The organism is Aeromonas sp. s8 (assembly GCF_040907785.1).
GTDB classification, from domain to species: Bacteria; Pseudomonadota; Gammaproteobacteria; order Enterobacterales; family Aeromonadaceae; genus Aeromonas; species Aeromonas veronii.
Map to the genome: position 1 here is coordinate 1 of NZ_JBFOCL010000020.1, position 12,116 is coordinate 12,116.

The window sequence follows — 12,116 nt, forward strand, 5'->3', positions numbered from 1 at the left end:
CTCGCTTTGAACAACCGGCGCAACTCAGAGCGCTGCTGCATACGCTCACGGTTAATCGCCCGCCTACGGGCCAGATAATCGTAAAAACAGGAAGTGGGCACATCGAAAGCGCAGCAGACCAGAGTGATGGGGGCTTGCTCCCTTAATCGGTCTATCAGCGCGTACGTGTGAACTCGTCCGCCATCAAGAGAGCAGTAGCCTTTTTTAGAATGTCCTTCTCACGTTCGAGCCGGTTGATGTGGGCTTCCAGCTCCTGAATTTTTTGCTGCTCCGGAGTCAGTGCTTTGCTGATTGGGGTTGTACCGCAGCGTTCGGATTGCAGTTGCTGAACCCAGCGGCGCAGTACGGTTTCACCGACATCCAGTGAACGGCTGGCTTCGGGGACAGAATATCCCTGGTCGAGCACCAGGGATGCGGCTTCGAGTTTGAATTCGGCAGTAAATGAGCGACGTAATCCTATCATTGAACACCTCAGGTCATGGTGGCGACTGTACCACCTAAAATGGTGTCCGGGATGATTAGACCACTACAATGCAGCCGATCTACTGTGCGGCGTCTTTGATAACTTCCTCGACCCGCACCTGCAGGCTCCCTTGCGCCAGGGTGGTGATGAGCTGATCGCCACGATTGACCTGATCGGCGCGGCTGATGACTTCGCCACGCGCAGTGCGGGTGATGGAGTAGCCGCGACCGAGAGTAGCGAGCGGGCTCACCCCGTCGAGGCGGGCGGTGAGCATGGCGAGGCGGTGACTAGCAAGGTCTTGCCGCTTGGCAATCAGGGCATGAAGCCGCTCCTCGGCCAGCTGGTGGCGGCGCTTGCCAGCTGCCAAGAGGCGCTCCGGACTCTTGCCCTGCAGGCGCAGCTCAAGATTGGCGAGGCGCCGCTCACCCTGATGCAACCGCTGGTGCAGCAGTTGCTGCAAACGGGTGGAGAGTTCGTCGAGGCGCTGGGATTGTTGTTCCAGCCGCCGCTTCGGATCCTGATGGTCGAGCCGCTTTTGCAGCAGGATGAAATCGTGGCAGGCGGTGGTCTGCTGGCGACTCATCGCCTGCAGCAGTCGCTGCTTGAGGTGAGCGAGGCGCTGGATGCGGGCCTGATTGTCTGGCGCCACCAGCTCGGCGGCGGCCGACGGGGTAGGGGCGCGCAAGTCGGCGGCAAAGTCGCTGATGGTGACATCCACCTCATGGCCCACTGCGCTCACCACAGGTATGGCGGAGTGGGCAATAGCGCGCGCCACCGCCTCTTCGTTAAAGCACCAGAGATCTTCGAGGGATCCGCCGCCGCGCCCGACGATCAGCACATCCACCTCGGCGCGGCGATTGGCAAGGGCAATCGCAGAGACTATCTGGCTGATGGCGGCGCTCCCCTGTACCTGAGTCGGGTAGATAAAGACCGGCAGATCCGGCGCACGGCGTTTAAGCACCGTCAGCATATCGTGCAGGGCCGCGCCGGTGGCGGAGGTGATAAGGCCCACCGCCCGCGGTTCACGGGGCAGCGGCCGCTTGCGGCTCTCGTCAAACAGCCCCTCGGCGCCGAGGCGGCGCTTGAGCTCTTCAAAACGCAGCGCCAGCACGCCGTCGCCAGCGGGCTGCATCGACTCGATGATCAGCTGGTAGTCGCCGCGCGGCTCATAGAGGGAGACCCGCGCCTGCACCAGTACCTGCATGCCATCCTGCGGGCGGAAGGCCACCCGCCGGTTGTTGCCCTTGAACATGGCGCAGCGCACCTGAGCCCCCAGATCTTTGAGTGAAAAGTACCAGTGGCCGGAGCTTGGCATCGCCAGATTGGAGAGTTCGCCGGTCAGCCACACCAGCCCCAGATCCTGCTCCAGGATCATGCGCACGGCGCTGTTGAGGCGGGTGACGGTAAAGACCTGCTGCTCGCGGCCGCTCGCCGCACTGGATGGGGTAAATCGGTTCAAAGGCGTACCTGTGGTCTGCTCCGGCGGGGCCGAGATAAAACAATGGCTGCTATCTTAACTCAGAGATTCTCAAGAACCGAGATGTGGATGTCATAGATCTGGGTTTAGCTGGATGTTGAATTCTTTGATCATCTCATATGTGTCTTTTGTTTTAGGGGTTGGAAATTTGTAGACTTTTTTGGCAGCATCAATACCCGCATTACATAGTTCGGTGTTACCAGAGATTATTTTTACTTGAGTGATCTTGCCATCTGGGGCCATGTGGATATTTAATTTGCATTCTTGCCCCTTCATCTGTTTGGTGAGTTTTAGTTTACTTTCAAGCTCGATCTTGATCATTGCTGCATATTTATCTATTTCGCTTAGAGGCCTGCCTGCATATTGCTGAAGTTGTTTTGTGAGCAGCCTCTGCATTATTTCCTGCTCGGACATAGTTGCAGAGGGTGCAGTGTTTGGTTCAAAACTATTCCTGTGGTTGACAGTGTCAATATATTCTTTAATAAAGGGCTCCCATTTTGAAAAGTGATAGCCACCAATACTTCCACCGACCAAGCCGAATAACAGGGCAAGCAGAGTGCTTAATCTTACAGTAAACGCCATTGTTAAAGTTATTCCTTTATTATTTTGAGTATTAAAAATAGCCTAATTTTAATGCCGACACTGCTACTTAATTCTGGAATCAGGAAAAACCTGTATCCGGTTGTTTGCAAAATGTTCGGCCAGCTCATAGCGCATGAACGGGAATCATACGAGACTTTATTTGATCTGTGCTACAGATATTTTCGACTGTGAAACAGACCCCTCATCCGGTGTTCCATTGATGTCACAATACCGGGATGAACTCTGGTTCTTCGGGTGTGGCTCTGTTGCAATAGATTGCCAGACCCTGGTATGGAAACTTGGGCGTGAAGCCACATTGGTGGGAGGCATCGTCATGGTTGTCAGGAGTGAGAGAGCCACAAGCATGCTTTTTGCATAAATCACCGGTTAGCCAACTCTTTTGCCCCGAAATGGCGCTTTTCGTACTGATAATCTTGGTTTTTTGGCGTTTTGGCCGCCTAAAAGAGGGCTATGCCATAAAAAATTCAAAAAACTTCTTTACCAGTGACCAATGCGTGAGTAAACTTCGTCGGCAATATTTTACACCCCCACTTCCTCAACGGTGAGATATTGCCATGCTCAGGATTGCCAAAGAAGCGTTAACCTTCGACGATGTACTGTTGGTTCCCGCCCACTCCGAAGTTCTTCCCAATACTGCCGATCTGCGTACCAAGTTGACCTCCGCCATCAGCTTGAACATCCCGATGATCTCCGCTGCCATGGACACAGTGACCGAAGCCCGTCTGGCTATCGCACTGGCCCAGGAAGGCGGTATCGGCTTTATCCACAAGAACATGTCCATCGAGCAGCAGGCTGCCGAAGTGCGCAAGGTCAAGAAGTACGAAAGCGGCGTGGTCACTGACCCCGTCACCGTACGCCCTGACATGACCATCGCCCAAATCAAGGAGCTGAGCCACAAGAACGGCTTCGCCGGTTACCCCGTGGTGACTGACGGCAATCAGCTGGTCGGTATCATCACCGGCCGTGACGTGCGCTTCGTGATTGACCTCTCCCAGACCGTTGAACAGATCATGACCCAGAAAGATCGTCTGGTCACCGTGCGTGAAGGGGCCCCTCGTGAAGAGGTGGTTGCCCTGATGCAAAAGCACCGTATCGAAAAAGTGCTGGTGGTGAACGGCGACTTCAAACTCAAGGGCATGATCACCGTTAAAGATTTTCAGAAAGCCGAGCGCAAGCCCCACGCCTGTAAAGATGACAAAGGTCGTCTGCGGGTCGGTGCTGCCGTTGGCGCCGGTGCCGGCAACGAAGAGCGCGTCGCCGCGCTGGTGGAAGCCGGTGTTGACGTGCTGCTGATCGACTCCTCCCACGGCCACTCCCAGGGCGTGCTGGATCGCATCAAGGCCACTCGCGACGCCTATCCGGATCTGCAGATCATCGGTGGCAACGTGGCGACCGCCGCGGGCGCCAAAGCGCTGGCTGCTGCCGGTGTCAACGCCGTCAAGGTCGGTATCGGCCCGGGCTCCATCTGTACTACCCGTATCGTGACCGGCGTGGGCGTGCCCCAGATCACCGCCATCTCCGACGCCGTTGACGCGCTGGAAGGCACCGGTATTCCGGTGATTGCAGACGGCGGTATCCGCTTCTCCGGCGACATCGCCAAGGCCATTGCCGCGGGCGCCAGCTGCGTCATGGTAGGTTCCATGTTCGCAGGTACTGAAGAAGCGCCGGGCGAGATCGAGCTCTATCAGGGTCGCTCCTTCAAATCCTACCGTGGTATGGGTTCCCTGGGCGCCATGTCCAAAGGCTCCAGCGACCGCTACTTCCAGACCGACAACGCCGCCGACAAGCTGGTGCCGGAAGGCATCGAGGGTCGCGTGCCGTACAAGGGTCGCCTCAAAGAGATCATCCATCAGCAGATGGGCGGCCTGCGCTCCTCCATGGGCCTGACCGGCAGCGCCACCATTGACGACATGCGCACCAAAGCTGAGTTTGTGCGCATCTCCGGCGCCGGGATGAAAGAGTCCCACGTCCACGATGTGACCATTACCAAAGAAGCCCCCAACTATCGGATGGGCTGATAAAACGGGGCCCTGCGCCCCGTTTTTCCACCCTTTTTTTATCCCGTGCCCTTTGTGACAACATCAGCCTGATGCAGGAATAAAATGACTAAAGACATTCACCAGCACCGTATCCTTATCCTCGACTTCGGTTCCCAGTACACCCAGCTGATCGCCCGCCGCGTGCGCGAAATCGGCGTTTACTGCGAACTGTGGGCCTGGGACGTAACCGAAGAGCAGATCCGCGAATTCAATCCGAGCGGCATCATCCTCTCCGGCGGCCCCGAGTCCGTCACCGAAGCGGGCAGCCCGCGGGCCCCCGAGTATGTGTTCAACGCCGGTGTCCCTGTGTTCGGCATCTGCTACGGCATGCAGACCATGGCCGAGCAGCTGGGTGGCAAGGTGCAATCCTCCACCGAGCGTGAATTCGGTTACGCCAAGGTGGAAGTGCTGGGCGAGGCTGGCAAGAGTAGTGCGCTCTTGCGCAACATCGAAGATGCCATCGCTGACAACGGCAATGCCCTGCTGGATGTCTGGATGAGCCACGGTGACAAGGTCACTACCATTCCGGCCGACTTCACCACCATCGCCCAGACCCCGACCTGCCCCCACGCGGCCATGGCCAATGAAGCCAAGCGCTTCTATGGCGTGCAGTTCCACCCGGAAGTGACCCACACCCGTCAGGGTGCCCGCATGCTGGAGCACTTCGTCAAAGATATCTGCGGCTGCGAATGCCTCTGGACCCCGGCCACCATCATCGACGACGCCGTTGCCCGCATCCGCGAGCAGGTGGGTGACGATGAAGTGATCCTCGGCCTCTCCGGCGGTGTCGACTCCTCCGTGGTCGCCATGCTGGTGCACCGCGCCATCGGCGATCGTCTGACCTGCGTCTTCGTGGACAACGGTCTGCTGCGTCTGAACGAAGGCGAGCAGGTGATGGAGATGTTTGGTGACCACTTTGGTCTGAACATCATCAAGGTTGAAGCCGAAGAGCGCTTCCTCTCAGCCCTGGCCGGTGTTGACGAGCCGGAAGCCAAGCGCAAGATCATCGGCCGCGTCTTCGTCGAAGTGTTTGATGATGAAGCCAAGAAGCTGAAAAACGCCAAGTGGCTGGCACAAGGCACCATCTATCCGGACGTTATCGAATCCGCTGCCAGCAAGACCGGCAAAGCCCACGTCATCAAGTCTCACCACAACGTCGGCGGCCTGCCGGAAGAGATGAAGATGGGTCTGGTCGAGCCGCTGCGCGAGCTGTTCAAAGACGAAGTGCGTCGCGTCGGCCTCGAGCTGGGTCTGCCCTACGACATGCTCTACCGTCACCCGTTCCCGGGCCCGGGTCTGGGCGTGCGCGTCCTTGGCGAAGTGAAGAAAGAGTACTGCGATATTCTGCGCCGCGCCGATGCGGTCTTTATCGAAGAGCTGCGTAAAGCCGACCTCTACAACCAGGTCAGCCAGGCGTTCGCCGTATTCCTGCCGGTGCGTTCCGTTGGCGTGATGGGCGATGGTCGCAAATATGACTGGGTCATTGCGCTTCGCGCCGTCGAAACCATCGACTTTATGACCGCCCACTGGGCTCACCTGCCGTACGACTTCCTCGGTCACGTATCGAACCGCATCATCAACGAGATCAACGGTATCTCCCGCGTGGTGTACGACGTTTCCGGCAAGCCGCCCGCAACCATCGAATGGGAATAAGCGGCGCTAGCCCTTCTATCCTTCGAGCATAAAAATACAAAAAAGACGCCCTTGAGGCGTCTTTTATTTTCTCAATCGTTTGCGCCACACATCTTCTTTTTTCGAGCAGCTTTTTCGCCACCTTGCCCCTGTCATATGTGACAGGGGCATTTTTGCCATCTCGCACTAGGCTCTCTCATGCCAATTGAGCCCGCTGTCAACAGCGGCTCGTGGCTGGGGGGAGGGCTGATCCAGTAGCAGATAGCTGAGCAAACGGGCCCATCGTCATCGCGCCAACCGGCAGTGATGACACCCCGGTGGAGACCGGAAACCACTTGAATCAACGGGGCGCAGCCCGAACGGCCAAACGAGTCGGGATCATAGAGCACGGAGAGTTTGATATGTCAGAACAAGCAGTGTTGGTGGGTGGATGGACCGCATATCACAAGCTGACCGCCGAGGATCAGGCGGTATTTGATCAGGCGCTGAAAGGATTTGTCGGGGTGCAGTACGTACCCTTTGAAGTCTCCACCCAGGTGGTGGCTGGCACCAACTACCGCTTCAAGTGCAAGAGCACTGTGCCGCTTGCAAAACCGATCCATGGCGAAGCCGTGGTACAGATCTTCAAATCACTGGACGGGGATGCCCATATCACCTCCATTACCCCGATTTGATTAGGTGGTGGAGCAAGGTGGGGAGGGGGAGATTTCCTAACCGGTTTGCTCCAAATCCTGAAAATATGAAAGACGCCTTGGGGCGTCTTTCTTATTTCCACCACCAGTTACCTCTAATACGCGGTCAGTATTTGTACTTATTAATTGATTTGTTGATCTTGCTCAGGAAACTATCATCATCTGCTTTTGCTTATCTGTCTTGCTCGCTAGGATATCCGTCTGGATATTATCTCTTTGGGATCACCGATGAATCAAACCAGAGACATCGCGTTGATCAAAAGCTGCAAACTAGATGCTCTCTGGTGGTAGCTTGGCTGTTATTCGGGAACTGTGTGAGCAAGCCGCATCAGTGGGCGTCACAGTGAATGGAGGCGTATGAGATGGTGATTCCAGTATCAGCAGAGCTTTTTGCACGATTGCTTGTAGTGATGCAAGCGCATCACGTTACTGACTTGTTCACGCAGGTGTAGTTTGGTGGCTCTTTCCATGTCGGACTCATTAGCTGTTTTTTATACAACTGTAATGGATGGCAAAAATAAAAAGTTAAGCGAATACGTTCAGATATCAATGATTTCTTGGTAGTTTAATTATTTAAAGTAGCTTTTTGTGGTTATAAAGATATAAATCAGAATTTTACGGAAGGCTTTCCTGTTGGATTATTTCCGCTTTCCATCTAATCACTGTTAGAGTACATGATGAGGTAATGGATTAATTATGTCTGAAGCAGAAAAGTCCGAAGGAAGTGTTGAAGGCACAATTAATGCTGTAACTGGATTGGCCAAAGCAGTGCCCATCTATCAGGACGCGATACAGCCTGCTGCCAAAGAAATAGGTAAGGCATTAGGAACAGTTGCAAAAACTGTTAATGTTGCTTTATCTCCAGTTTCCGCCTTGGTTTGGGGGTATGAACAAATTAAATAATTCGTAGACAAAAAGGTTTCGGAAAAACTGCAAAATGTACCTGAAAATAATATTGTAACGCCTCCTCCTCACGTTGCAGGACCTGCCTTAGAGTCACTTCGATATACAGGTTCTATTGATGAGCTTAAAGAGCTTTATGCAAATCTATTGGCATCATCAATGGATAAAGCAACGACTAAAAATGCACATCCAAGTTTTGTTGAAATCATTAAACAGCTTTCTGTGGATGAAGCAAAACTATTAACTTCTTTAATATCAACAGAGCAAGAGCCCGCAGTCACCATTCGAAATAACCGTGAAGATAATTCAGGTGGTCGTGATCAGTTCAGGAACTTTACAGTATTAGGGGGAAAGGTTGGAGTCAATGATTATGGCCGTATGCCTAGCTATCTGGATAATTTGTGTAGACTCGGACTGCTAGAAATTCCAGCAAGCTATTCGTTGATTGGTGAAGATACCTATAAGCATTTGGATGAACATCCGTTTGTTAAGGCTGTTTGTGAGTCAATAAACAACCAAGAAGGTAGAAAATCAGAGCTTGTCCATAAAACCATAATTGTCACTGGGCTTGGTCGACAGTTTATTAACGCTTGTGTAGTGGATCATAGAGATTATGCGAAATAACATCCTAACAAGTGCCGTAGGGTGCAATGAAATTGCACCGCTAATTTGGTTTCTGCGGTTTTGCACACAAGCCGCTCAGTAAACGGTGCAATGCGCTGCGCTTATTGCACCCTACGTGTTTCGTTAATTTGCTGGGGTGGGGCGGCTGAGCGCGGAGCCTCGCCAAAGCAACCAAAGGGGCGATCTGCGCCCCGATTCTTCTTATGTCCCCGCTTTATATCGCCGCACGCTTGTCTGGCGTGGCCTGATTGTCTGCTGACTCACTACCAAGATTCTTGTTCTCCTCATTAGGCCGGGCAGAAAAAGGCCACCTTCACTCATACCTCGCCGCTTCCCAAGCGTGTATCGCCTGTTTGCGGGTCTCGCCCCAGTGATAGCCGCCGAGTTTGCCGTTTTGCTGAATGACTCTGTGGCAGGGGATCATCAAGGCGACGGGGTTGGCGCCCACCGCCAGTCCCACGGCGCGGGCGGCTTTGGGATTGCCGACGGCGCTTGCCACTTGGGCGTAGCTCACCACCTTGGCGGGCGGGATCTGCAGCAGCGCCCGCCAGACGCTGATCTGAAAATTGGTGCCGCTCACGTGCAAGGAGATGGGGCGATCCGGCGCCTTGCTGCCATCGAACATGGTGTTGATGACGTTCTGGGTGCGTGATGGCGCCTCCCTAAGTTCTGCCTCTGGCCAGCTGTGGGCGAGGGTGGCCAGCGGCGCCTCTGGGGCCTTGTCATCGAGAAACGAAAAGTTGCACACCCCTCTCGGGGTCAGTGCGACGAATGCCTGACCGAAGGGGGTGTCGTGCACCCCGTGATCGATAACCAGCCCGGCCCCGCGCTGCTTGTACTCGCCCGGCGTCACCGCTTCGAGCTGCACGAAGTGATCGTAGAGCCGCGAGCCGCTGCTAAGGCCCAGGGTATCGGCCACCTCCAGCAGGGGGCGCGACTCCTGCAGCAGTGCCTTGGCCCGCTCCAGGGTCAGCACCTGCAGATAGCGTTTGGGCGTCACTCCGGCCCAGCGGCTGAACAGCCGCTGGAAGTGAAAGGGACTTAAGTGAACGTGCGCCGCTATCTCGTCCAGAGTGGGCTGGCGCTCCACCTGACTTTCGATAAAACGGATGGCATCGGCGATGCGGGCGTAATCAGACATAAGGCGCTCTCACGATAAGTTTGCGGTCGCAGGATCTTGGGGGTGACAAGGTCATGTGCGACAAATTGATACCCCACCATCGGCCAGCAGAGCAATGCCGGTGGTAAAGCTGGATGCATCTGACGCGAGATAAAGGGCCGAGCGGGCGATCTCCTCCGGTTGGGCCAGCCGTTTGAGGGCATGCATATTCTGCACAAAGGCGAGGCTCTCTGGCGTATTGGCAAAAGCCCGCCCCATGGGAGTGTCGGTGCCCCCCGGCAGCAGGGCGTTGACCCGAACCCCTTGTGCCCCATACTCGGCAGCCAGTACCCGGGTCAGGCCAATGAGGCCCGCCTTGCTCGCCGCATAGGCCGCCATGCCGGGCAGCCCCAGGGTATGGCCGACAAAGGTGGAGGTAAAAATAAGCGAGCCGCCGCCACGCGCCAGCATGGCGGGGATCTGGTACTTGGCTCCCACAAAGGCGCTGGTGAGGTTGGTATCCAGCGTTTCCTGCCACTGCGTCAGCTCAAGCTGCTCTACGCTACCCGGCGTGCCTGTGGTACCGGCGTTGTTGAAGGCGATATCGAGCCCCCCGAAACGGGTTAGCGCGAGATCAACAAGGTCGTGGGCGTAACTCTCGTTTTTCACATCTCCCGCCAGACTCACCGCCTGGCCCCCCTCGTGGCGGATCTCCTCCACCAGCAGATCCAGCTCGGGCTGGCGGCGGGCGCCGACGACGACGCAGGCCCCTTCGCGGGCAAACAGGATGGCGCTGGCGCGGCCGATGCCGGAGCTGGCGCCGGTGATGATGGCGACCTTGTTGGACAGTAATGACATGGCAGTTCCCTCGCTGAGTGTGTTGTGCGCCAGCTAAGTGGCGTACAGGGTTGGCTGTGGGTTGGAACTCCAATAGGTTCCAACCGACTTGGGTTTGACTCCCACTATGGCAACCACTCCTCGCCGGGACGACCCGGATCTTGCTCTCTTTGTCCCCAAGTCGTTTTGCTACACGTCGATACAGGCCTTCGTGGCAACAAAAGGGGCGAACTGCGCCCCGAATTCTTTATAATGCCCCCCTTTAAAACCGCCGGACCCGGGTTCGGCGCGCGCTGATGGTCGCTGTGCCATCAGGCAGATCATCAGGATTGAGAAACGGTTATGCATACTCTGGAACAGCTGCGCGCAGGTGAACTGTGCGGTGCCCGCCATCTGAAGCTCTCTGAAAACCTTGCGGTTTTCCCCCACGAGATTTTGAGCCTGAAAGAGACGCTGGAGGTGCTGGATCTCACCGGCAACCAGCTGAGCACGCTCCCTGACGAGCTGGCCGGGTTTGGCAAACTGCGCATCATCTTCTGCTCCGAGAACCGCTTTACCGAGCTGCCCGAGGTGCTGGGGCGCTGTCCGGCGCTCACCATGGTGGGCTTTAAGGCTAACCAGATTGCCACCGTGTCGGCCAAAGCGCTGCCCGCCGGTTTGCGCTGGCTGATCCTGACTGATAACGCAATTGAAAGGCTGCCCGATGAGCTGGGCGAGTGCGACGCCCTGCAAAAGCTGATGCTGGCGGGCAACCGCCTGCGCGAGTTGCCGGCGAGCCTTGCCAACAGCCGTAATCTGGAGCTGCTGCGCATCGCCGCCAACCGCATCGAACGCTTCCCCGAGTGGCTGCTCTCGCTGCCGCGCCTTTCCTGGCTTGCCTACTCCGGCAACCCCTTTAGCGAAGGGGCGGAGGCGCGGGCCATCGATGATGCCCATTTCACGCCGATTGCCTGGGGGACGCTGGCGCTGGGCGAGCTGCTGGGGCAGGGAGCATCCGGCGTTATCCATCGCGCCACCCGTGTGGGTAATCCTGCTGATGCAGTGACTCAGGCGAGCGACAGAGGCGATGACAGTCAGGTGGCGGTCAAGCTGTTCAAGGGGGCGGTGACCAGCGACGGGCTGCCCCGCTGCGAGATGGCGGCGTCGCTGGCGGCGGGCACTCATCCAAACCTTATCAAGGTGATAGGCAAGGTGGCGGATCACCCCTCCGGTATTCCGGCGCTGGTGATGGAGCTGATCGACCCGGCCTTTGCCAATCTGGCCGGGCCGCCGAGCCTGGACTCCTGCACCCGGGATGTCTATCCCGAGGGGCTGCATCTGAGTGTGCCGGATGCGCTGGCGATGGCCCACGGCATCGCCTCGGTGGCGGGCCATCTGCACCGCGCGGGCATCATGCACGGGGATCTCTACGGTCACAATATCCTGTTTGCCCGTGGGTCTGACGCACCGGCTCGCGCCCTGCTGGGGGATTTTGGCGCCGCTTCTTTATATGAGCGCAGCAACCGCGAGCGGGCCGTGGGCCTTGAGCGACTGGAAGTGCGCGCCTTTGGTTGCCTGCTGGAGGAGCTGTTGGCCCATTGCGATACGCAAGGCTCACAGCTCGATGGGCTGCATCAGCTCAAAGCGGCCTGCCTCTCGGAACTCCCCGCCGAACGCCCCGATTTTGCTTATATCGAGCGCCAGCTGGCGGCCGCTCGCGCCACGCTGTCGTGATCTTTCTGGCGTTGGCAGGCACGGTTTGGCCTGC

10 protein-coding genes and 1 pseudogene are annotated in these 12,116 nt (G+C 56.7%); 6 read left to right on the top strand and 5 right to left on the bottom strand.

From position 1 onward, the window contains the following. The 3 genes and pseudogenes from AB5Y86_RS07350 to tolA form a co-directional block, all read right to left on the bottom strand. A pseudogene (locus AB5Y86_RS07350) lies at positions 1 to 463 on the bottom strand (transposase); the annotation flags it as partial. A 79-nt stretch (positions 464 to 542) separates the two neighbouring features. Further along, positions 543 to 1,922 carry an exodeoxyribonuclease VII large subunit gene (xseA, locus tag AB5Y86_RS07355; RefSeq protein WP_368192496.1) on the bottom strand — a complete coding sequence of 460 codons (1,380 nt, stop codon included), beginning with the start codon at positions 1,920 to 1,922 and terminating at the stop codon, positions 543 to 545. Positions 1,923 to 2,012: 90 nt separating this feature from the next. Beyond that, positions 2,013 to 2,522: a cell envelope integrity protein TolA gene (gene tolA / locus AB5Y86_RS07360; RefSeq protein WP_100646073.1), complete on the bottom strand. Its 510-nt coding sequence runs from the start codon at positions 2,520 to 2,522 to the stop codon at positions 2,013 to 2,015. Between the two features lie 575 nt (positions 2,523 to 3,097). Here tolA and guaB point away from each other — a divergent pair. From guaB to AB5Y86_RS07385, 5 genes are all read left to right on the top strand, one after another. Then, the gene (gene guaB / locus AB5Y86_RS07365) at positions 3,098 to 4,561 is read left to right on the top strand and encodes an IMP dehydrogenase (protein WP_005345006.1); all 1,464 of its coding nucleotides are present in this window, start codon (positions 3,098 to 3,100) and stop codon (positions 4,559 to 4,561) included. Between the two features lie 84 nt (positions 4,562 to 4,645). Beyond that, entirely contained in the window at positions 4,646 to 6,235 is a 1,590-nt protein-coding gene (gene guaA, locus AB5Y86_RS07370) for a glutamine-hydrolyzing GMP synthase (protein ID WP_040066364.1), read from the top strand. Between the two features lie 380 nt (positions 6,236 to 6,615). Next, complete coding sequence (locus AB5Y86_RS07375; protein WP_005337011.1) at positions 6,616 to 6,888, top strand: hypothetical protein; 273 nt, start codon at positions 6,616 to 6,618, stop codon at positions 6,886 to 6,888. Between the two features lie 714 nt (positions 6,889 to 7,602). Beyond that, positions 7,603 to 7,809, top strand: coding sequence for a hypothetical protein (locus tag AB5Y86_RS07380; protein WP_368192497.1), 207 nt, complete (start codon positions 7,603 to 7,605; stop codon positions 7,807 to 7,809). A 27-nt stretch (positions 7,810 to 7,836) separates the two neighbouring features. Continuing rightward, positions 7,837 to 8,433 carry a DUF4393 domain-containing protein gene (locus tag AB5Y86_RS07385; protein ID WP_368192508.1) on the top strand — a complete coding sequence of 199 codons (597 nt, stop codon included), beginning with the start codon at positions 7,837 to 7,839 and terminating at the stop codon, positions 8,431 to 8,433. A 313-nt stretch (positions 8,434 to 8,746) separates the two neighbouring features. On the opposite strand, the gene AB5Y86_RS07390 is transcribed toward AB5Y86_RS07385, so the two are convergent. Together AB5Y86_RS07390 and AB5Y86_RS07395 are read right to left on the bottom strand one after the other, a co-directional pair. Next, the gene (locus AB5Y86_RS07390; RefSeq protein WP_368192498.1) at positions 8,747 to 9,574 is read right to left on the bottom strand and encodes a bifunctional transcriptional activator/DNA repair enzyme AdaA; all 828 of its coding nucleotides are present in this window, start codon (positions 9,572 to 9,574) and stop codon (positions 8,747 to 8,749) included. A gap of 51 nt (positions 9,575 to 9,625) precedes the next feature. Continuing rightward, positions 9,626 to 10,390, bottom strand: coding sequence for an SDR family oxidoreductase (locus AB5Y86_RS07395; RefSeq protein WP_368192499.1), 765 nt, complete (start codon positions 10,388 to 10,390; stop codon positions 9,626 to 9,628). A 321-nt stretch (positions 10,391 to 10,711) separates the two neighbouring features. On the opposite strand from AB5Y86_RS07395, the gene AB5Y86_RS07400 reads away from it, so the two are divergent. Further along, on the top strand, positions 10,712 to 12,082 hold the full coding sequence (locus AB5Y86_RS07400; RefSeq protein ID WP_368192500.1) for a leucine-rich repeat-containing protein kinase family protein: 1,371 nt from the start codon (positions 10,712 to 10,714) through the stop codon (positions 12,080 to 12,082). Positions 12,083 to 12,116: the final 34 nt, after the last annotated feature.

What these genes read in the sequence shown, in the direction of transcription:
- AB5Y86_RS07380 (WP_368192497.1), top strand. Translation starts at nt 7,603, where the DNA reads ATGTCTGAAGCAGAAAAGTCCGAAGGAAGTGTTGAAGGCACAATTAAT.
- AB5Y86_RS07390 (WP_368192498.1), bottom strand. Translation starts at nt 9,574, where the DNA reads ATGTCTGATTACGCCCGCATCGCCGATGCCATCCGTTTTATCGAAAGT.
- AB5Y86_RS07400 (WP_368192500.1), top strand. Translation starts at nt 10,712, where the DNA reads ATGCATACTCTGGAACAGCTGCGCGCAGGTGAACTGTGCGGTGCCCGC.
- tolA (WP_100646073.1), bottom strand. Translation starts at nt 2,522, where the DNA reads ATGGCGTTTACTGTAAGATTAAGCACTCTGCTTGCCCTGTTATTCGGC.
- guaA (WP_040066364.1), top strand. Translation starts at nt 4,646, where the DNA reads ATGACTAAAGACATTCACCAGCACCGTATCCTTATCCTCGACTTCGGT.
- AB5Y86_RS07395 (WP_368192499.1), bottom strand. Translation starts at nt 10,390, where the DNA reads ATGTCATTACTGTCCAACAAGGTCGCCATCATCACCGGCGCCAGCTCC.
- AB5Y86_RS07375 (WP_005337011.1), top strand. Translation starts at nt 6,616, where the DNA reads ATGTCAGAACAAGCAGTGTTGGTGGGTGGATGGACCGCATATCACAAG.
- guaB (WP_005345006.1), top strand. Translation starts at nt 3,098, where the DNA reads ATGCTCAGGATTGCCAAAGAAGCGTTAACCTTCGACGATGTACTGTTG.